This window comes from Microbacterium plantarum (assembly GCF_035231185.1).
Taxonomy (GTDB): Bacteria; Actinomycetota; Actinomycetes; order Actinomycetales; family Microbacteriaceae; genus Microbacterium; species Microbacterium plantarum.
This window is the reverse complement of sequence record NZ_CP141117.1, coordinates 2,268,467-2,288,382: the sequence shown is the minus strand read 5'-3', so window position 1 is coordinate 2,288,382 and position 19,916 is coordinate 2,268,467. Positions and strand designations below refer to the sequence as shown.

The 19,916-nt window shown below is 70.7% G+C and carries 16 protein-coding genes; 7 read left to right on the top strand and 9 right to left on the bottom strand.

Annotated features, from left to right (window positions below; genetic code table 11):
* Positions 1–63: 63 nt before the first annotated feature.
* The 3 genes from VC184_RS11025 to VC184_RS11015 all read right to left on the bottom strand — a co-directional run bounded on the left by VC184_RS11025 (position 64) and on the right by VC184_RS11015 (position 3,084).
* Positions 64–1,671, bottom strand: a complete 1,608-nt coding sequence (locus tag VC184_RS11025) for a Mur ligase family protein (protein WP_274178784.1) — start codon at positions 1,669–1,671, stop codon at positions 64–66.
* A gap of 66 nt (positions 1,672–1,737) precedes the next feature.
* Positions 1,738–2,439, bottom strand: coding sequence for a DUF1775 domain-containing protein (locus tag VC184_RS11020; protein WP_274178783.1), 702 nt, complete (start codon positions 2,437–2,439; stop codon positions 1,738–1,740).
* Between the two features lie 57 nt (positions 2,440–2,496).
* Entirely contained in the window at positions 2,497–3,084 is a 588-nt protein-coding gene (locus tag VC184_RS11015) for a hypothetical protein (RefSeq protein ID WP_274178782.1), read from the bottom strand.
* A 56-nt stretch (positions 3,085–3,140) separates the two neighbouring features.
* Between VC184_RS11015 and VC184_RS11010 the strand changes: the two genes are divergently transcribed.
* Positions 3,141–4,445: a M50 family metallopeptidase gene (locus VC184_RS11010; protein ID WP_274178781.1), complete on the top strand. Its 1,305-nt coding sequence runs from the start codon at positions 3,141–3,143 to the stop codon at positions 4,443–4,445.
* Between the two features lie 25 nt (positions 4,446–4,470).
* Here VC184_RS11010 and VC184_RS11005 read toward each other — a convergent pair whose 3' ends face one another.
* Complete coding sequence (locus VC184_RS11005; RefSeq protein WP_323986152.1) at positions 4,471–6,408, bottom strand: anthranilate synthase family protein; 1,938 nt, start codon at positions 6,406–6,408, stop codon at positions 4,471–4,473.
* A 238-nt stretch (positions 6,409–6,646) separates the two neighbouring features.
* Here VC184_RS11005 and ispG point away from each other — a divergent pair, with 238 nt between their 5' ends.
* Positions 6,647–7,777, top strand: a complete 1,131-nt coding sequence (ispG, locus tag VC184_RS11000; protein ID WP_023955151.1) for a flavodoxin-dependent (E)-4-hydroxy-3-methylbut-2-enyl-diphosphate synthase — start codon at positions 6,647–6,649, stop codon at positions 7,775–7,777.
* Positions 7,778–7,844: 67 nt separating this feature from the next.
* On the top strand, positions 7,845–8,915 hold the full coding sequence (locus tag VC184_RS10995; protein WP_282501303.1) for a hypothetical protein: 1,071 nt from the start codon (positions 7,845–7,847) through the stop codon (positions 8,913–8,915).
* A 15-nt stretch (positions 8,916–8,930) separates the two neighbouring features.
* On the opposite strand, the gene pcp is transcribed toward VC184_RS10995, so the two are convergent.
* Entirely contained in the window at positions 8,931–9,566 is a 636-nt protein-coding gene (gene pcp / locus VC184_RS10990) for a pyroglutamyl-peptidase I (RefSeq protein WP_282501302.1), read from the bottom strand.
* A 135-nt stretch (positions 9,567–9,701) separates the two neighbouring features.
* Here pcp and VC184_RS10985 point away from each other — a divergent pair, with 135 nt between their 5' ends.
* Genes VC184_RS10985 through VC184_RS10975 form a run of 3 tightly spaced genes read left to right on the top strand, consistent with a single transcriptional unit; the run spans position 9,702 to position 13,236 of the window.
* Positions 9,702–10,238: an RNA polymerase sigma factor gene (locus VC184_RS10985; protein WP_274178777.1), complete on the top strand. Its 537-nt coding sequence runs from the start codon at positions 9,702–9,704 to the stop codon at positions 10,236–10,238.
* A complete protein-coding gene (locus VC184_RS10980) occupies positions 10,229–11,428 on the top strand; it encodes a hypothetical protein (RefSeq protein WP_282501300.1) in 1,200 nt (399 codons plus the stop codon). The genes VC184_RS10985 and VC184_RS10980 overlap by 10 nt, the downstream gene beginning before the upstream one ends.
* A 50-nt stretch (positions 11,429–11,478) precedes the next feature.
* Positions 11,479–13,236, top strand: a complete 1,758-nt coding sequence (locus VC184_RS10975; RefSeq protein WP_323986151.1) for a proline--tRNA ligase — start codon at positions 11,479–11,481, stop codon at positions 13,234–13,236.
* A gap of 114 nt (positions 13,237–13,350) precedes the next feature.
* Here the strand turns inward: VC184_RS10975 and VC184_RS10970 are convergent, their stop codons facing one another.
* The 4 genes from VC184_RS10970 to VC184_RS10955 all read right to left on the bottom strand — a co-directional run bounded on the left by VC184_RS10970 (position 13,351) and on the right by VC184_RS10955 (position 18,777).
* A complete protein-coding gene (locus VC184_RS10970; protein ID WP_282501298.1) occupies positions 13,351–14,160 on the bottom strand; it encodes a DUF1206 domain-containing protein in 810 nt (269 codons plus the stop codon).
* 84 nt (positions 14,161–14,244) lie between these two features.
* Positions 14,245–16,764: a LamG-like jellyroll fold domain-containing protein gene (locus tag VC184_RS10965; protein ID WP_282501297.1), complete on the bottom strand. Its 2,520-nt coding sequence runs from the start codon at positions 16,762–16,764 to the stop codon at positions 14,245–14,247.
* 199 nt (positions 16,765–16,963) lie between these two features.
* Positions 16,964–18,070 (bottom strand): NAD(P)-dependent alcohol dehydrogenase, encoded by a 1,107-nt coding sequence (locus tag VC184_RS10960; RefSeq protein WP_323986149.1) that lies wholly within the window; start codon positions 18,068–18,070, stop codon positions 16,964–16,966.
* Between the two features lie 98 nt (positions 18,071–18,168).
* Entirely contained in the window at positions 18,169–18,777 is a 609-nt protein-coding gene (locus VC184_RS10955) for an acetate uptake transporter family protein (RefSeq protein ID WP_269267706.1), read from the bottom strand.
* A 141-nt stretch (positions 18,778–18,918) separates the two neighbouring features.
* Here VC184_RS10955 and nusA point away from each other — a divergent pair, with 141 nt between their 5' ends.
* Positions 18,919–19,905 carry a transcription termination factor NusA gene (nusA, locus tag VC184_RS10950; RefSeq protein WP_274178771.1) on the top strand — a complete coding sequence of 329 codons (987 nt, stop codon included), beginning with the start codon at positions 18,919–18,921 and terminating at the stop codon, positions 19,903–19,905.
* The last annotated feature ends 11 nt before the right edge of the window (positions 19,906–19,916 follow it).

The window sequence follows — 19,916 nt, the reverse complement described above, 5'->3', positions numbered from 1 at the left end:
CACGCGAGCGACAGGACGGCGGGAGACCCCTGATTTTTCACAGTGGTCCGACCACAAACGCGCTCAGTCGGCGTAAGGCACGGCCCAACTCGGTTCGGGCACGGGCCAGCCGGCGTCTCGGAGCGCGCGACGGGCGAGCTCTCGAGCGGAATACGGCGTGCGGACTCCGCGGATGTCGCGATAGTCCTGGTGTCCCGGCCCCGCCCACAGGATCGCGTCGCCTTCTCCGACGAGCGAGACGGCCTCGATGATCGCCTTCTCGGGCGGCGACGACTCGCGGATGTCGGCATCCGGTCGCGCTCGCCGAGCGCCCTCCAGGAGAGTGGCCCGGATCGCGTCGGGATCCTCGAACCGCGGGTGGTGGTCGGTCACGATCAGGATGTCGCTGCCGAGGACGGCAGTGGCACCCATGTCGTGCCGCTTGGTCTTGTCGCGATCGCCGTCGGCCCCGAAGACCATGACGACGGTCCCGGGGGTGACGCGCCGCACGGCGGCCAGGGTCTTCTCGAACGCATCGGGGGAGTGCCCGAAGTCGACGTACACGGCCGGGCCGCGGTCACCCGAGACGCGCTGCGTGCGCCCCGGCAGGTGAGCGTCGATGCGTCGCCCGTCCAGCACGCGCACGAGCTCGTCCCACGCGTAGCCGCCCTCGAGCAGCATGACGATCGCGAGGCCGGCATTCGCGGCCATGTGCCGTCCGATGACCGGAACCGTCGTGGTGAGCTGTCGTTCGTCCGGCCCGACCAGGCGGAACTCGGTGCCGCTCTGCCGCTCCGCGACGATCTCGACCGTCCAGTCCGCGGTCGCGGAGGGCGACTCGGCGATCGCGGGTGTGACGATCGTCGTCACGGGGATCTCGGCCCGCGCAACGATCTGGGTGCCGGCTTCGGAGTCGAGGCAGACCACGCCCCGGCGCGCACGGTCGGCACGGAACAGGGGGAGCTTGGCCTCGAAGTACTCCGCCATGTCGCGGTAGTCGTCGAGGTGGTCGTGCGTGAGATTGGTGAAGCCGGCGACGTCGAAGACCACACCGTCGACACGGTGACGTGTCAGTGCCTGCGCGCTCACCTCGACGGCGACCGCCTCGACGCCGCGTTCGCGCATGAGGGCGAGCAGCGCGTGGAACTCCGAGGCCTCGGGCGTCGTGAGCCGCGAGACGATGACCTCGCCCGCGATGTGGCGCTCTGCCGTGGACGACAGCCCGGTGACGGCTCCGAGCTGACCGAGGATGCCCTCGATGAGGTGCGACACGCTCGTCTTGCCGTTCGTCCCGGTCGTGCCGAAGAGAAGAGGAAGGCGGTCGTCACGGCCTGTGCCGTAGACCCAGGCAGAGAGCTCGCCCAGTCGGGCCCGGGGGTCGTCGACGACCACGATGGGCAGGCCGGCGTCGGCGGCGAGCTCGGCCCCGCGGGTGTCGGTGACGATCGCGGCGGCGCCCGTCGCGGCGGCCTGCGTCGCGAACTCGGCGCCGTGCCGCGCCGCGCCGCGGATCGCGACGAACGCTTCCCCCGGACGCAGGTCGGCCGTCGCGAGGGTGATACCCGTGACCGAGACGTCGGATGCATCGCCGACGATCCGGCCGCCGACGTGGGCGGCGAGCTCGGCCAGGGAGCGGCGCGGCGGCGTCTCGGGTCGGAGGACGGGAGGGAGGTTCGGGGCGTCGGTAGGCATTCCCACCATTGTCTCATCCCGGTTCCGGGGCGGCCGCGCCGATTGACGCGCCCGCCCCGGCTGTGCTCACGCGCGTCGGCGGGTGATCGCCAGGACGAGCGCCGCAGCCGCGAGGACGAGTGCGCCGGCCGAGAGCCAGATCGGCAGCGGGTCGGCCGCGGGCGCGGCCGCGGCCGTCGCCTCGGCATCGGCGGCGTCGGACGTGCCCGCGGACGAGTGGCCGCTCTCGGAGTGACCGCCGTGCGCGTCGGCTGCGGCCGCCCCCACAACCACGACGGGAGCGGGGTACTCGAGGTCGTCCGGGTCCTGGCCGTCCTCGGCGACCTGCACCCAGGCAGCCTCTCCCGCCTCGCACTGCTGCGTCACGGGGAAGGCGAAGCTCTCGCCCTCGGCCGATCCCGGGAAGATCACGTTCATGCCGGCGGAGGCCGCGTAGGCGTCGGGGATGGGCGCCACCGCTGTGTACGTGACGCGCGTGGGGATGCCGTTCTCGCCCGCTTCGGTGGTGATGGTCCACGCGCCGTCGATGACGGGGGTCGCTCCCTGTGCCTCGGCGGGGATGTCGACGACGAGCGCCGTCGTGGGCGATCCGTCGCAGCCGTGGCTGAACGAGAAGTCGATGCGGGTCGAGCCGTTGGCGGCGACTTCCTCCGGCGTCACGTGGACGTGCGCGGAGGCGGCCAGCGGAAGGGCCAGGGCGAGTGCGGCGCCGGCGGTCACGCCGACGGCCAGGCGCGCACGGCGGCGCGCGGTGATGGTGAGGGTCATTGTCGTCTCTCGGAACATGCGGGCGGCGTCGTGCCGGCCGCTACGGGAAGGGGGGGGTCACGCGGTGGCGACCGGCGGACCCCGCAGCGACAGAGAGGAACGGAGACGACGTGCCGGGACGACGCGCGTGCTCCCGACGGCGGGACGCAGCAGGGGCGTCCGCGCGCGAACCGACGGCGACATCAGACGCACGAACCGACGGATGCCGCGATGGATGAGGCGCACGAGGCGCTCGCCGACGACGAGCGTCGCGACGGTGACGGCGGCCGCGACGACGTGCGTGGCGGTCATGTTCATGCCGAAGGCGTGCGTGTGCGCGACAGGCCCGAGCGCGGCGAGCGTTCCGCCGTGGACGTGCCCGAGGGGCGCCGTCGGGTCAGTGGAGCCGGCGATGGAGAAGAACGTGTGGAACAGGCCCTGGCTCGCCAGCACGACGAGGCAGGTCCGCCATGCCGAGGGTGCCCTGCCGGCGAGCCAGACGGCCGCGGGGGCAGCGAGCAGCGTCGCGACGACGATGAGCCAAAAGGGCGCGAGCCCGCCCGAGATGGTGTGGGCGGTGGCGGCGAAGACGGTGGCGATCGCGGCGGAGGCGGTTCCGCGCAGCGCGCGAGCACGCCGCACTGTCGCACTCTGCGCCCGCTCCATAGTGGGAGTTTACGGCCTGGGCCGATTCAAAGACTCGGCGGGTACTCTGAGCGGTCGTGACCGTCCTCGCTTTCGTCATCGGCGTCGTGCTGCTCGTCGTCGGGCTCGCCGTGTCGATCGCGCTGCACGAGGTCGGCCACCTCGTGCCCGCCAAGCTGTTCGGCGTGCGCGTCGGCCGGTACATGATCGGCCTGGGGCCGACGCTCTGGTCGCGGCGCTTCGGCGAGACCGAGTACGGCGTGAAGGCGCTGCCTCTCGGCGGCTACATCTCGATGTCGGGCATGTACCCGCCAGCACCCGACGAGCCCGACGCCGCCACCCGGCGCAGTGGTCGCTTCTTCGGGGCGATGGTGCAGGACGCCCGTCTCGCCAACGCCGAGACCCTCGTCGAGAACGACGCGCGTCCGGCGTTCTACCAGCTCTCGGTGTGGAAGCGCATCGTCATCATGGTCGGCGGGCCGCTGATGAACCTCGTGCTCGCGATGGTGCTCTTCGGCATCGCGCTGAGCGCCATCGGGCTGCCGAGCGTCTCCACGACGATCGCCGGTGTGAACGAGTGCGTCGTTCCGGCCGGCGTCGAGCGCACGACATGCGAGCCCGGCGATCCCGTCTCACCGGCCGCGGCCGGCGGCATCCGTCCCGGGGACGTCATCGTCGCCGTCGACGGGACCGAGGTGTCCGGCTATGTCGAGGCGACCGCGATCATCCAGGCGTCGCCGGGACGCACGATCCCGGTCGTCGTCGAGCGCGACGGCGACCGCGTCACGCTCGAGGTCACCCCGATCGCCGCGGAACGTCCCGTGACGACGGCGGACGGCGCGACCGAGGTCAAGGAGGTCGGGTTCGTCGGCATGACGGGAACACGGGTCAACGTGCCGCAGCCGATCTGGACGGGGCCGCAGGCCGCGGTCGAGCGGCTGGGTGCCGTCGCGAGCGTCATCTGGCAGCTGCCGGTCAAGGTCTACGAGACCGGAGTCGCCCTCGTGACCGGTGGGGAGCGCGATCCCAACGGACCGCTGTCGGTCGTCGGTGCCGGGCGTATTGCCGGGGAGGTGGCCGCGACCGACGCGCCGATTCAGGACCGTGCCTTCCAGGTGCTGAACCTGCTCGGCTCGCTCAACATCGCGCTGTTCATCTTCAACCTGCTGCCCCTGCTACCTCTCGACGGCGGACACGTCGTGGTGGCCCTGTGGGACGGGATCAAGCGCGCCTGGGCGAAGCTCTTCCGCCGCCCGCCTCCGCGCCCCGTCGACGCCACGAAGCTCGTGCCCGTCACCTTCGTCGTCGTGATCGGGCTCATCGTCATGGGCGGCACGCTGATCCTCGCCGACGTCTTCAACCCGATCTCGATCCTCGGCTGACGCGCTCGCCGCCGACGCGGCGCGATCAGGCGGAGACGGGCTCGAGCGCGAATCCGATGAGCCGCTCGAGTGTCGGCAGACCATCTCGCGACAGGATCGACTCGAGATGCCCCTGCACGGAGGCGTACGCCGGTCCCCGGAGCGCGTACACGTCACCCGACGACGGGTCCGCCGCGATCTCGGTGTCGCCCAGGCGTTCGGTGCCGGGGGCGACGCGTGCCGTGAACGTGTTGTAGAAGCCGATGGACGCGGGTTGTCCGAACACGTCGACGCTCTTCTGCAGGCCCTGATGGGGCGACGCGAGGGGGGCCAGCGCGATCCCGAGCCGGTCGGCCAGGATCTGGTGGCTCAGGCACACGGCGAGCAGCGGCCTGCCCGCGTCGGCGCGCCGGCCGACGAGCTCGCGCATACGGGCGATGCGAGGGCTGGCGCCGTCGCGCGGATCGCCCGGGCCGGGGCCGAAGACGACGAGACCGGCCTCGTCGACCGCGGCATCCGTGACCTCGTGCCAGGGAGCGATGCGAACGGCGAACCCGAGGTGGTGCAGCTGGTGCCCGAGCATCGTGGTGAACCGGTCCTCGGCGTCGACGACCAGCACCTCGCGGCCCGCGTAGGGGCCGCCCCCCGCTGCTTGCGGGTCGAGCCAGAACTGCGCGAGACGCGCGTTGCGCGAGGAGAGCAGGGCCGCGATCGTCGGATCGTCGCCGATCCGCGGGCGGTGCGCGGCGGGTGCGTCCTCGTCGACCGCCGTCGTGTCGGCGATCGCCGCGGGCGCTTCGTCGCGGTCGACGGCGCCGATCGCGCCCAGGACGCCTGCCGCCTTGCCGTGGGTCTCGCCCACTTCGCCCGCCGGGTCGGAGTGCCGAACGAGCGTCGCTCCGACGGGCACGCGCAGCCGGCCGTCGACGAGATAGGCCGTGCGGATCAGGATGGGGGCGTCGAGGTCGTGGCCGCCTCCCGCCGCGGGGGTGAAGAGGGCGGCGACACCGGAGTAGTAGCCGCGGGGCGTCCGCTCGTGCCGCGCGATCACCGTGCAGGCGTTCTGCATCGGCGACCCCGTGACGGTGGGTGCGAACATCGTCTCCCGAAGGATGTCGCGGGGGTCCATGGTGCTCGAGCCGCGCAGCATGTACTCGGTGTGGGTCAGGCGCGACATCTCCTTCAGATGAGGGCCGGTGATACGGCCCCCGTCGGAGCAGACCGCAGACATCATCTTCAGCTCTTCGTCGACGACCATGAACAGTTCCTCGGTCTCCTTGGTGGAGGAGAGGAACTCCGTCAGCGTCTCGGCGGTCGCGCCACCGCGGGGATGGCGGAAGGTGCCGGAGATCGGGTTCATCGTGACGATGCTCGTGCCGGGCTCCGCGGGCGCCCCGCTGCGCGCGCTGACATGGGCCTCCGGGCTGGCGCCGACCGCGACGTGACCGTCGGTCACGACGAGGAAGGTCCAGTAGGCGCCGCGCTCGTGCTGCAGCAGCGCCCGGAACCAGGTGAGGCCGGCGGTGACGGCATCCGTCTCGACCGTCGCGGTGAAGTCGCGCCGGATGACGAAGTTGGCGCCCTCGCCGCGGCCGATCTCGTCGGCGATCACGCGACGGACGATTTCGGCGTAGTCCTCGTCGGAGATGTCGAACCCGGCGTCCTCGAGCGGCACCCGCTCCGACGGCAACTGGCGCAGTGCCTCGGCCAGGGGCAGGGAATCGTGGTCGGCGACACGCAGGCAGCGCAGCGGTGCCCGGTCGTCGTGGCAGACGAAGCCGCGTTCGACGACCTGGCGGAACGGCACGAGGGCGAGCACTTCGCGCGGTGTGCCGTCGGGATCGTCCAGCGGGATGTCGGCGAGCCGGTCGACGTCGACGACGTCGCCGCGGAGCACCTCGACGGTCGCCCCGTCGCGCGCGATGAGCGCGAAGGGCGCACCGCTCGCCGCGAGATCGGTCAGGGTCGGGAGAGAACCGGTCATCGTCGTCTTTCTTCGTCGGAGCGCCCGCCCCACGAAGAAGACCGCCGGGCCTTCAACGCCGGGCGGTCTGAAACGTGTGCACGTCGAACACACCGCCTAGGCGGTGTGCCACCAGGAGAGGCGCGTGTGCATGGGCCGAAATTATCACACCCGCGCCGGGGACGCGGTGTCGCGCGGCTCCCAGCCCGTCTGCGGCGGTGCCGCGTAGGCTGTGCCCGTGCCAGCTGTCAATCTCGGGATGCCCCAGGTTCCGGACGTCCTCGCCCCTCGCCGCAAGAGCCGGCAGATCCGCGTCGGGAAGGTGCTCGTCGGGGGAGGAGCCCCCGTCAGCGTGCAGTCGATGACGACGACGCCGACCACCGACATCAACGCGACGCTGCAGCAGATCGCCGAGCTCACGGCATCCGGCTGCGAGATCGTGCGCGTGGCCGTTCCCTCGCAGGACGACGCGGATGTACTGCACATCATCGCCAAGAAGAGCCAGATCCCCGTCATCGCCGACATCCACTTCCAGCCGAAGTACGTCTTCCAGGCGATCGACGCCGGATGCGCCGCGGTGCGCGTGAACCCGGGCAACATCCGGAAGTTCGACGACCAGGTCGGTGCGATCGCGAACGCGGCGAAGGCCGCCGGCGTCTCGCTGCGCATCGGCGTCAACGCCGGCTCTCTCGACCGGCGCCTGCTCGAGAAGTACGGCAAGGCGACGCCGGAGGCGCTCGTCGAGAGCGCCGTCTGGGAGGCCTCGCTGTTCGAGGAGCACGACTTCCATGACTTCAAGATCTCGGTCAAGCACAACGACCCGATCGTCATGGTCAAGGCCTACCGGCAGCTCGCCGAGCGCGGCGACTGGCCCCTGCACCTCGGGGTGACCGAGGCGGGGCCGGCGTTTCAGGGCACGATCAAGAGCGCCACCGCGTTCGGCATCCTGCTGGGCGAGGGGATCGGCGACACGATCCGCGTCTCGCTGTCGGCGCCGCCGGCCGAGGAGGTCAAGGTCGGACACCAGATCCTGCAGTCGCTCAACCTGCGGGAGCGCAAGCTCGAGATCGTCTCGTGCCCCTCGTGCGGGCGTGCGCAGGTCGACGTCTACACGCTCGCCGACGACGTCACCGCGGGTCTGAAGGATGTCACCGTGCCGCTGCGCGTCGCCGTCATGGGCTGCGTCGTCAACGGGCCGGGCGAGGCGCGGGAGGCTGACCTCGGCGTCGCGTCGGGCAACGGCAAGGGGCAGATCTTCGTCAAGGGCGAGGTCATCAAGACCGTGCCCGAGTCGGAGATCGTCGCGACCCTCATCGAAGAGGCCCGCCGTATCGCCGACGAGCTCGGTCCCGACGCGCCGCTCGGCACGGCGCAGGTCGTCACCGCCTGAGATCGGTTCCATAAAGCTTCGACGGCGGATGCCGCGGCCGGCATGCCGGTCCTGCCAGGCTCGCTGCGTGCTTCGCCGTCCTGCCGCGCTCCTGTCCCTCGCGCTCGCCGCAACTCTCGCGGTGGGGTGCGCTCCCGTCGACCGAGCGGCGGAAGCACCGACGCCGGCGCGCCCGTCCTCGGACGCGCCCTCCCCGACGCCCACGCCGACGCCGAACCTCGAGCCCGTTCGGGCCTTCGACGGCGACTGCGAGCAGATGCTCACGGGTGAGCAGCGCGACGAGCTCCTCGGTGCGGGGTCGCTGACCCGGGCCGAACAGTACCTCGCGTGGGACGCGGAGCGTCCGGTGGAGGTCGACGTCGAGCCCCTCGGGACGCTCGGGGGCCTCGCCTGTACCTGGTTCGCCGGTGAAGGCGCGGATCTTCCCGAAGGTATCGGCAGCCTCACCATGACAGTGGTTCCGGCGGTGGAGGTGAACAACGAGTTCGCCGCTCGCTACTCCGTGGCGACCTGTGAGCCCAGCTACGACGCCAACAACTGTCGCCTTGGGCGTGTCGTGGCCGATGTGTGGGTCGGCGCGAACGCCGGATGGGGTGCTGTCGAGACCCCGGACGAGCTGCTGAACGCAGCCATCGAGGCGGTCGCAGCCAACCTGCCAGCGGCGACGCAGCCGCGGCGCGCTGCCGCCACCGACGACGTCTGGGCGATTCCCGACTGCGTGGATCTCGGCGAGTCCCTCGGTCTCGAGGAACTCATCGGTCCGTACCGCCACGGCTACTGGGAGGGTTCCGAGCAGCCGGAGGAGGTCCTGCTGGCAGCGGCGGGTGTCTTCCGAGCGTGTCCGCTGTTCTCCGACGGCGAGCGGATAGATTACGAGACGGACGAGTTCCACATCCTCTCGCCGCAGGTCGCGCCGGGCCTGGGGTGGCAGTGGGACGAGTTGCGCGGGCGGGCGGCGGAGTCATCGGTTGTCGAGCTGGACGTGGCCGGTGCGACCGACGCCTTCGCCACAGATTGGGGTTACGGCTCGTACAAGGCGTTCGCGACCGACGGAGTGAACGTGGTCAGCCTCTACGACGAGAATCTCGACCTCGCAGGGCAGGTCCTCGGGCGAATGCTCTCCGCGCTCTCGAGCTGACGAGGCAGCTGCCTCTCACCAGATGGAGCCTGCCGCGTACGAGTGGTCCACCTCGGTGTCCAAGGAGGTGCGGATGGCGATGCGCAACGCTTGCGCAATGTCCGAGAGCGGCAGCGACGGCTGGCCCTCGGGTGCGTTCTCGGTGGCGTAGGGAACGTGGATGAAGCCGGCGGCGCGATCGCCCGGCTCGCCGCCATCCAGGGCCGTGAACATCACGTGGTTGCAGACGAAGGTGCCCGCCGAGTATGAGACCGAGGCAGGGATGCCCGCCGCCATGATGTCCGCGGCGATCGCTTTCACGGGCAGCGTCGCGAAGTGTGCGTCGGGCGCGTGCCTGACCGACGGCTCGTCGACGGGCTGCTCGCCGCTGTTGTCCGGGATTCGCGCGTCCTTGAGGTTGAGCGCCACTCGTTCGACAGCGATCCCCGTGCGGCCCCCGGCCAGGCCGGTCGCGATGATGACGTCGGGGGAGTGCTCGACGATGAGCTCCAGCAGCTGCAACCTGGCCCCGTGGAAGGTCACCGGCAGCACCGCCATGACCAGGTTCTCCGGGCCCGTCCAATGGTCGGCGACCAGGTTCACCGCGTCCCCCGATGGGTTCGTCGCGTCTCCGGCGAACGGCTCGAATCCAGTCAGCAGCACGGTTCTCATGAGTTCAGGCTAGGCGGCCGCTCCGACATTCGACCGGGGCGAGTCGCTGCTCCACGGCCTCCGGCACGGTCGTCATCCGCTCAGATTAGTTCGCACGACCGCGAACCTTCTCGGTGGTGCCGGACACTACATGGTGTGGGAGATGATGAGGCCGCTGCATGGCAGCGACTGCGGGCGGGCGACGAGTCCGCGCTGGGAGACCTGTTCGACAGATACGAGTCGCGACTGTTCCGGCACGCGACCCGGCTGCTGACCGATCGCGAGGATGCGAAGGACGCGGTCGCCATCGCGTTCTTCGAGCTCTGGCGCAGGCGCGCGAGCGTGCGCCTGGTCGACGGGTCGCCGCTGCCGTGGCTCTTGACGACCGTCGCGAACGCGGCTCGCAATCTCGAGCGAGCGGGGCGGCGCTACCGAGCGCTGCTGGCGAAGACCCCTGCGGCGTCCGCATCCGCGGCACCGTCCGCCCACGACGAGAGCGGTGTACTCGCGGCGCTCAAGCAGCTGCCGGCCGGTGAGCAGAGCGTCGTCGTCCTCAGCGTGCTCGAGGGCTACCCGGAACGCGACGTCGCGCAGACCCTGGGCATCCCGGTCGGCACGGTGAAATCACGCCTCTCACGGGCGAAGAGCCGGCTACGAGACGAGATGACGGCGTTGGAGGCATCGTGGACCTGAACGATCAGCTCACCCCGAACGAGCACGGCGATCTGCGCGATCGTGTCGTCGGGGGTGTGAAGCGGCTGCGCGCCGCCCGCGCGCGCCGCTCGCGCATCGTCGCGGGAGCGGCCGCGTCCGCCCTCGTGGCCGTCGTCGTCGCGGGCGTCGCCTTCGCGGCCCTCCGCCCGGACGACCGCATCCTGACTCCGGTCGAGACGTCCACGCCGACGCCGACGCCCACACCCACGCCTTCCCCCACTCCGACGGCGGAGCCTTCGCCCACCCAGACAGCGACTCCGGATGCGGAGCCGCAGCTGTCCGCGCCGACCATGGCCTTCAGGGGCGATTGCACACAGGTGTTCGATGCGAGCGCGCTCTCGTCGGCTGTCGGGGTCGAGCTCGGCCCCGCGACGGACCTCAGCACGCCCGAGGTCCGGACGCTCGGCGGTCTCGATTGCTCGTGGGAATCCAGCACTTTCGAATCCGTGCAGGTGTCCGCCCTCCCCGCGGACGTTGTTCCCGCGAGCGTCGTCTCCACGTACTCCGACACGGTCTGCGAAGGTTTCCGCTACGACAGCGAGGGTTGTCGTCGGGCGGTGTCCGATGGCGACACCTGGATGCTCGTGACGGTCAGCGGCGTGTTCGGTAACGCTGACGGGGTCAGCAATGACGTCGTCACGGCCCGACTCGACGCGGTTGCCCCGCTCTTCATGTCAGCCCTCGAGAATGCCGGTCGTCCGATGCCGGCGGCGCGCACTTCCTCGTGGTGGTCTCCGATGACGTGCGATGAGCTGCGGGAACGGGTCTCGGTGGCCGACATCCTCGGCACGACCGACTTCGTCGAGGGGTACCCCTCGGCTTTCGGCACAGACGTTCACATCGAGATCGCGCGCGACGCGGGGCTCGGCACCGTCTGCCGCTGGTACGCGCCGAACTCAGCCCGTCTCGACGCGGTCATCGTGACGATCTATCCCGGAGGCGCATGGGAATGGAATCGACTCGCCGCAGGTGACGGCCGACGCGACGTCCCGGTGCCGGTCGACGTCGCGGGCGCGACCGAGGCCGTGCGGGGCGTCGGGGCTATCCGTCCTGACAGCTCCTACCTCCTCGCGACAGATGGCGTGAACGTCGTCGAGATCATGGAGGCGCCGGACGTCGTGGATGCCGCGGAGCGCGTGCTGTCGGCGATGCGGGACGCGGCGGGGTGAGGAACGATCGCGCGCGCATCGCGGCCCCGCGGCATCCGTAGACTCGACTCGTGGTCACCCGTATGTCGCACCTGTTCCTCCGCACGCTCCGTGAAGACCCCGCGGGCGCCGAGGTCGCCAGTCACAAGCTGCTGATCCGCGCCGGCTACATCCGACCGCAGGCGGCGGGCATCTTCGCCTGGCTGCCTCTCGGCCTGCGCGTCAAGGCCAAGATCGAGCGCGTCGTGCGTGAGGAGATGGCGGCGGCCGGTGCGCAGGAGGTGCACTTCCCGGCGCTGATGCCGCGCGAGGCGTACGAGGCGACGGGACGCTGGGAGGAGTACGGCGACCTGCTGTTCCGCCTGCAGGACCGCAAGGGCGGCGACTACCTGCTCGCTCCGACCCACGAGGAGGCCTTCACCCTCCTCGTCAAGGACCTTTACTCGTCGTATAAGGACCTGCCGCTGACGATCTACCAGATCCAGGACAAGTACCGCGACGAGGCCCGTCCCCGTGCCGGCCTGCTGCGCGGCCGCGAGTTCACGATGAAGGACGCGTACTCGTTCGACGCGAACGACGCCGGGCTCGAGGCGAGCTATCAGGCCCAGCGCGACGCGTACGAGCGCATCTTCCAGCGCCTCGGTCTCGAATACGTCATCGTGCAGGCGGATGCCGGGGCCATGGGCGGCTCCCGCTCGGAAGAGTTCCTGCACCCGACCCCCGTCGGCGAGGACTCGTTCGTGCGATCCGCGGGCGGGTATGCCGCGAACGTCGAGGCGTTCACGACGGTCGTGCCCGAGGCCGGGCCGATCGACGGGCTGCCGGAGCCGGTCGTCTTCGACTCGCCCGACACCCCCACGATCGAGACGCTTGTCGCACACGTCAACGCGAACCTCGAGGGTGAGTTCACCGCGGCGCATACGCTCAAGAACGTCGTGCTCGCTCTCACGCACCTCGACGGCACGCGTGAGCTCGTCGTCGTGGGCCTGCCCGGCGACCGCGACGTCGACGACAAGCGTGTTGAGGTCGCCTTCGCGCCGGCCGAGGTCGAGCCGGCGACGGCCGAGGACTTCGCCAAGAACCCGCTGCTGGTCAAGGGCTACATCGGCCCCTGGTCGCCCGAGGGCCCGGTGCTCGGCGAGGAGTCGGCCACCGGCATCCGCTACGTCCTCGACCCCCGCGTCGTCGACGGGACCTCGTGGATCACGGGCGCGAACATCGACCAGAAGCACGTGCACTCCCTCGTCGCGGGCCGCGACTTCACGGCCGACGCGTTCGTCGAGGTCGCCACCGTGCGCGAGGGCGACCCGGCGCCCGACGGCTCGGGCCCGGTCTCGATCGCGCGGGGCATGGAGATCGGTCACGTCTTCCAGCTCGGCCGCAAGTACGCCGAGGCACTGGGGCTGAAGGTCCTCGACGAGAACGGCAAGCTCGTCACGGTCACGATGGGCTCGTACGGCATCGGTGTGACCCGCATCCTCGCGATCATCGCCGAGCTCAACAACGACGAGCGTGGACTCATCTGGCCCGCGTCGGTCGCTCCGTTCGACGTGCACGTCGTGGCGACCGGCCGGGACGCCGCGGCCTTCGAGCTGGCCGAGCAGCTCTCGGGCGAGCTCGAGGCGACGGGCCTGGAGGTCGTCTACGACGACCGCCCGAAGGTGTCGCCCGGCGTGAAGTTCGGCGACGCCGAGCTGGTGGGCGTGCCGCGCATCCTCATCGTCGGGCGCGGCGCGGCCGACGGCCAGGTCGAGCTGTGGGACCGTCGGACGGGCGAACGCGAGACCCTCGCCGCGGCCGACGCGGTCGCGCGACTCACCGCCCGCTGATCTCAGCACCCGGTCGCCGGATGCCGCGCAGGTTGCGGCATCCGGCGCACGTGTTCCTGCGCTCGACAGGCCGAGGTGCGCCCGCAAGCGGGCAGCCGCCGAGAGACCCGGGGGTCAGAGGTCGGCGTAGCGCGCGCGGAAGACCGTGAACACGCCGTAGGCGATGAGCCCGGCCCCCACGACGACCACGATCTCGGGGCCGAAAGCCAGGTCGAGCAGCGCCCGGATCGCAGCATCCAGGCTGCCGGCCTGGTCGGCGCGCGAACGCACGGCGGCGACGATGAGCACACCGCCCAGCGACCCCAGAGCAATGCCCTTCGCGATGAAGCCGAGGATCCCGAGGCCCTCGACGGCGCGACCGACCGCTCCGTCGGGGATCGTCATCTTCGAGTGGAAGGAGCGCCGCACGCCCATCACGACGAAGACCACTCCCGCGATCGCGACACCGGCCCCGACGAGCACGATCGCGAACACGCCGCCCGGAAGCGCGAGGATGCCGCGGCTCGCGTCGCGCGCGGCTTCATCGGCCTGCGGGCGTGCGCCGAGCGCCACGGCGGCGGACAACCCGCCGAAGAACAGGAACACGACGGCCTGTCCCCATTCCGAGACCCGCAGCCCCCAGACGGCGGCGCCGCGCCGGCGCCGCGAGGCCAGCATTCCCTCGGCGAGATGCCACACGCCCAGCGCGGTCAGGAGAGCGGCTGCGGCCCACAGCGCGACGAACCCGAGCGGAAGCTCGGCGACCGCGCGGAAGGCTCCCGTCTGGTCGGCGTCGCGGTCGCCGCCGAAAGCGACCGCGACGATGAGCGACCCGATCAGCAGGTGCACGAAACCGTTCGCGACGTAGCCGCCCCGGGCGAGCACGCGCGCCGCGGGATGCCGTTCGACGGCGCGCGCCGCGTCGTGCACCCCGTGTTCGGCCATCCCGCGAGCCTACGACGGCACGGGCCGGAGAGGGCGGCGGCGGGCCGGGACGCGACGGATGCCGCCGCGCCCCGGCCCGGGGGATCAGCCGCGAGCGATGCGTCGGCGACGCAGCGCCAGGAGCACGCCACCGAGGACGGTGAGCACGGATGCCGCCACGGCGACGGGCATCAGGATGCCCGAGTCGCCGCCGGTGGCGGCCAGCGAACCGTCGACGTCCGCGGCAGGTGCGCCGGTCGGCACGGCGCCTCCCGGCGCGGTCCCGCCGGGAACGGTCCCGCCGGGAAGGGCGGGCGTCGTCGGAGCCGGAGCGGGCGCAGCGGCCGCGATCGCGAAGTCGACGCGCTGCGGCGTGATCGAGCGCGCTCCGAGAGCCTGCGAGAGTTCGACGGCGTGCTCGCCGGCGGTCAGGCCCGAGGTGACGACGATCTCCCACGTGCCGTCCGCCGCCACGGCGGTGACGGCGCCGCCGAGGTCGGCACGTGCCGCCACGCCCTCGGCGGCGGGCGCCAGGCGCACCTCGGCGCCGGGGAAGCCGACGCCCGCGAAGCGCACGGACGACACATCGGAGGCGAGCTCGCCCGACGGCGCCTCGCGCACCCCGAAGCCGGTCAGGTCGGCGCGCTGCGTCAGCCACTCGTCCGGCGTGGTCGGGCGGTCGATGATGCGCGTCTCGCCGATGCAGCCATGCCATCCGTTGCGCGCGGCGTCATCGGTCCAGTCGGCCCCGAGGATCCACGAGTGTCCCTCGTGCCAGGCCATACCGCCGACGTTCGTGGCGTTGCGCAGCACCGGGGCACCGTCGACGTACATGGTCGTCGTGCGCGACTCGGGGTCGTTCACGATCGCGACGTGCTGCCATTGGTCGACCATGATCTCGCCCGACCAGTTGACGCGGTCGCCGAGCGTCGCGTCGGCGTCGAGGCTCGTGTACTGGAACTCGCGCAGGTTCGAGATGCCCAGCGCGGTGGGGGAGGCGGTCCAGTCCCAGCGGGTCTCGGGCACACCGATCTGCGACCGGTTGCCGGTGCGGGTCAGGGCCTTCGACCATCCGTTCGCCGAGGCGTTCCAGTCGGCGTCCATCTTCACGAAGGTCTCGATCGTGTACCCCTGCGACAGGTCTGCCTCATTGATCGGGGCGTCGGGGGCCGTCGTCAGGTAGCTGAAGCGCGATCCCGACGAGTCGTCGAAGCACACGGCCGCCGCGTCCGACGAGTAGCCGTGCACGTCGGAGGACTGGACGGTCACGTCCTCCCAGAGCGTTCCGACCGCGTTCGTGTCGGCGGGGTCGGGACGGGTGAGGTCGTTGTCGCCGGCGATGTCCTCGATCACCGTGTCCGCGTCGACGACGCCGTCCTGACCGTTGAATCGCCAGTGGGCGAGCGTGCCCTCGGCCTCGACGAAGTCGAGTTCGTTGCCGGGGGCCTCGGTCGAGATCGGATCGGGGCCCTCGAAGCCGTCGAGGAGGATCGCGCGCGCGGCCTCCGTCAGCTTCGGCTCATCGGCGGAACCGGCGGTGAACCCGGGAGCGAAGCCGGCGAAGCGTTCCCGGAAGTCGATCGGAACCGAGAAACGCTGATGCTCACCGTCGAGGAGGGGCTGGTCGTAGCTCGTGAGGCTCTCCTGCGGCTTCTGCACAACCCACGGCGACCCCGTTTCGAGCGACAGGCGGCCGTTGGTGAGGTCGAACTCGACGAGGCCGAGGTAGCCGTTGCCGCCCTCGTACGCCATCTGATAGTCCATCAGCACCTGATGCACGTCGTGGCCGAAGTCGTTCTGCTTGACCTGTCGCGTCGCGCCATGGAAGTGGCCGTTGAAGGTCAGGAAGATCTGGTCGTTGCCCCGGATGAGGCGGTCCCACATCCGCTGGCTGTCGCCGGTCTCGACGGGGGAGGTCTGGTCGGCCGCGACGTTGATCAGGGCGTGCGAGGTGAGGATGACCGGGACGTCCGGGTGCGCGTCGAGCACGCTCTGGGCCCAGGCGAGCGTTGCGTCCGAGGCGTTCCAGGCGACGGCGAGCGACATGAACCGCTGGCCTTCGGCCTCGAAGATGTGGAACTGGCTCAGCCCCAGCGGGTCGCTGCCGCCGTACGTGCTCTGCGTCGCCGCCCGTGTCGCGCCGAACCAGCGGTTGAAGGGCTCGTTCGCGACGTCGAGCTGGTCATCGCGGACGCCACTGTTGAGCACGTCGTGGTTGCCGGGAAGGATCGAGTAGGGCGCAGCGGCCTCGTCCATGGTGCGCATGGCGGCGTCGGCCGCACGCCACTCGGCCTCGACCCCGGCGCGGTCGACGATGTCCCCGAGGTGCAACGTGAAGGGAATGCGCAGGTCGTCCGCGTGAGCCGTCAGCCACTCCGTCTGCGTCGCGAACGGGTCGGTGCCGTAGCGCGGCAGGAACTGGTCGGCCGAGTAGCGCGAGTAGAACTGCGTGTCGGGCAGCACGGCGAGGGTGAAGCGGGAGGCGAGGTCTTCGGCGGGAGGCGCGGCGGCGGTCGCCGCGGTGGTTGCGGGCGCGGCCACGGCGAGACCGGCGGCGAGGCCCGCCACGGTCAGGGCGGCGGCGGTGCGACGCGTGCGGGTGGCTGACGGAAGGCGTGAGGACACGCGGGAGCTCCTGTTCGACGGGGAGGGCGGCGCGATGTGCGCCGATCCCGACTCTGGAGAGACTCCGTGACGGCTAGGTGTCCGAGGGGCGACCGCCGGGTGGCTCAGCGATGGCCGAAGTCGTGCCGCCAGACGGAAGGAACCGGGCCGGAACGCGCAGCGATGTGCGTGCTCCGGCCCGATCGGCGTATCCGGGCCGTCAGTCCATGACAAGGACGGCCTTGACCGCCTTGCCCGACTGCGTGTCGGCGATGGCTCGCTCGATCTCCGAGAACGGGTACTTGGTGATGAGCTGGTCGAACGGGAAGCGTCCGGCCTCGTGCAGCGCGAGCATCTCGGGGAGGAACTTCTGCGGCACCGCGTCACCCTCGATCGCGCCGACGAAGGTCTTGCCCGAGCCCGAGATGGACGCCAGCGCGATCTCCGTGCCCGGCTTCGGCACACCGACCAGCGCGATCTTCGCGCCGAACGCGGTGGCGGCGACGATCGTGTCGACGACCGCGGGAACGGCCGTGGTGTCGACGGCGAAGTCCGCGCCGACCCCGCCGGTGATCTCGAGGATGCGCGCCACGGCGTCTTCGTCCTTGCTGTTGACCGTGTGGGTTGCGCCGAGCTTCGCCGCGAACTCGAGCCGCTCCGGGATGATGTCGACCGCGATGATCGTCGTGGCGCCGGCCACCTTCGCGCCCATGATCGACGACAGCCCCACGGCGCCGGTGCCGGTCACGATGACCGATGCGCCGGCGGGAACGTCGAGCGAGTTGAGCACGGTGCCGGCTCCGGTCTGCACGCCGCAGCCGAGGGGGCCGGCGATCTCGACGTCGGCGGTCGTCGGCAGCTTCACCGCGTTGCGGGCCTCGACGATGACGTGGCTGGCGAACGAGGACTGACCGAAGAACGAGCCGTGCACGGCGGAACCGTCCGCGGCGGTCATGGTGGCCGAGCCGTCCTCGCGCGCCCCGCCGAAGTTGAGCGCCATGAAGTTGCGGCAATAAGCCTCGCGTCCCGTGAGGCAGTTGGTGCAGTGGCCGCACGAGGCGAACGACACCGCGACCTTGTCGCCGACGGCGTAGCCGACGACGGCATCGCCGACCTGCTCGACGGTGCCCGCGCCTTCGTGGCCCAGGACGAACGGGAACGCCGCGGGGATGTGACCATGCTGCACGGCGAGGTCGGTGTGGCAGAGGCCGGTGGCGGCGAACTTCACGAGCAGTTCGTTCGGACGGATGTCGTCGAGGGTGATCTCCTCGAATGTGAACGGTGCGTCCTGGCCGTGGAGAACGGCGGCGTGCGCGTTGGTGGTCATGAGAGGTTCCTTTCGCGTTGCGGTCGCGGCGGCAGAGCCGTCGTCGCGACCGATGTCACGATCGGGCGTGGTCTCCCGCAGCGCGGGCCGCCCGGTCCTCAAACAGTATGCGCCTGAATCGATACAGGGGAGGCGACCCGGAACCACGCGGGCCCCAGCGGCAGGATGCTGCGACCGAGCGTTCGCGCGTAGAACTTCTCGAGCAGCATGTACGCCGCGAGCGCGGAGGCCAGGAGCAATGCGACCGAGCCGGCTGCTCCGACGGCCGGCGGCCCGCCGAACGCGGTGACCGTCTGCAGGCCGAGGCCGGCCGCGACGGCCAGCAGTGTCACCGGCAGCACGGTGTTGCGCGATGCCGCCGAGAGGGCGAACACGAGGGCCAGGATCGAGAACATGAGCGTGAACACGCCACGCGCGGGCCCCTCGACCTCGAAGAACCCGAGCTCGCCGCCGAGCAGGAAGCCGGGCATGCAGATCCAGTACCACCCGAAGGCGTTGTAGACGATGAAGTGGAAGTCGTCGCCCGCGAAGTACGACAGCATTCCCGCGGTGACCTGAACCACGCCGCCGAAGACGGCACCGACCCAGAACACCGGGCTCTCGTTCTGCAGTCCGAGATGCTCCAGCTGTGCCGTGAGCGTGGCGATCACGAAACCGAGCAGTCCGATCAGTCCGGGGTCGGCGAGGCGGGGAGCGCGTTCGGTCATGCCCCCAGTATCCCGAGATCGCCCGCTCGACGTGGCGTCCTCGGCGCCGGGCAAACACGTTCCCCGCCCCATCGGGTAACGTGGGATGGATGCCGGGAGCGCGAAACGCGCCCGGACAAGAGCTGAATATGGAGGGCCCCCATGGACATCGATCTCTCACTGCTGCGCACCGTCGAGCGAGAGAAGGAGATCCCCTTCGACGAACTCGTCCGCATCATCGAGCAGGCGGTCCTCACGGCGTACGCCAAGCACACCTCGCCCGACGGCGAGCTGCCCGAAGGGGCTCGTGCGGAGCTCGACCGCAAGACCGGCCACGTCGCCATCTACGTGCCCCTCCGCGATGACGAGGGCGCGGTCGTCGGCGAAGAGGAGTCGACTCCCGACGACTTCGGCCGCATCGCCGCCTTCGCCGCGAAGCAGGTCATCAGCCAGCGCCTGCGCGACATCGCCGACGACGCCGTGCTGGGGGAGTTCCGGGGCAAGGAGGGCGACATCGTCGCCGGTGTCATCCAGCAGGGGCCGAACCCGCGCATGGTGCACGTCGACCTCGGCACGATCGAGGCCATCCTCCCGCCCGAGGAGCAGGTCGCGGGCGAGGAGTACCGGCACGGCTCGCGTCTGCGCGTCTACGTGACCTCGGTCTCGAAGGGCACCAAGGGCCCCTCGATCACCGTCTCCCGCACGCACCCCGGACTCGTCCGCAAGCTCTTCGCCATGGAGGTGCCCGAGATCGCCAACGGTCTCGTCGAGATCACCTCGCTCGCGCGCGAAGCCGGTCACCGCACGAAGATCGCGGTCAAGGCCAACGATCCCTCCATCAACGCCAAGGGCGCCTGCATCGGCGAGTTGGGCCGCCGCGTCCGCGCCGTCACCGAAGAGCTCGGCGGCGAGAAGATCGACATCATCGACTACAACGCCGACCTGCCGGCGTTCGTGGCCAACGCCCTGTCGCCGGCCAAGGTCACCTCGAGCTTCGTGCTCGACGCGGCCACGAAGGCCGTCCGGGCGCTCGTCCCGGACTACCAGCTGTCGCTCGCCATCGGCAAGGAGGGGCAGAACGCCCGCCTCGCCGCGAAGCTGACCGGCGCGAAGATCGACATCCAGCCCGACTCGATCCTGGAGTCCTGACGAAACCGGGA

Bases quoted from the DNA above. Each gene is read 5' to 3' on its own strand.
- VC184_RS11025 (WP_274178784.1), bottom strand. From the start codon at position 1,671: ATGCCTACCGACGCCCCGAACCTCCCTCCCGTCCTCCGACCCGAGACG.
- VC184_RS11020 (WP_274178783.1), bottom strand. From the start codon at position 2,439: ATGACCCTCACCATCACCGCGCGCCGCCGTGCGCGCCTGGCCGTCGGC.
- VC184_RS11015 (WP_274178782.1), bottom strand. From the start codon at position 3,084: ATGGAGCGGGCGCAGAGTGCGACAGTGCGGCGTGCTCGCGCGCTGCGC.
- VC184_RS11005 (WP_323986152.1), bottom strand. From the start codon at position 6,408: ATGACCGGTTCTCTCCCGACCCTGACCGATCTCGCGGCGAGCGGTGCG.
- ispG (WP_023955151.1), top strand. From the start codon at position 6,647: ATGCCCCAGGTTCCGGACGTCCTCGCCCCTCGCCGCAAGAGCCGGCAG.
- pcp (WP_282501302.1), bottom strand. From the start codon at position 9,566: ATGAGAACCGTGCTGCTGACTGGATTCGAGCCGTTCGCCGGAGACGCG.
- VC184_RS10970 (WP_282501298.1), bottom strand. From the start codon at position 14,160: ATGGCCGAACACGGGGTGCACGACGCGGCGCGCGCCGTCGAACGGCAT.
- VC184_RS10960 (WP_323986149.1), bottom strand. From the start codon at position 18,070: ATGACCACCAACGCGCACGCCGCCGTTCTCCACGGCCAGGACGCACCG.
- VC184_RS10955 (WP_269267706.1), bottom strand. From the start codon at position 18,777: ATGACCGAACGCGCTCCCCGCCTCGCCGACCCCGGACTGATCGGACTG.
- nusA (WP_274178771.1), top strand. From the start codon at position 18,919: ATGGACATCGATCTCTCACTGCTGCGCACCGTCGAGCGAGAGAAGGAG.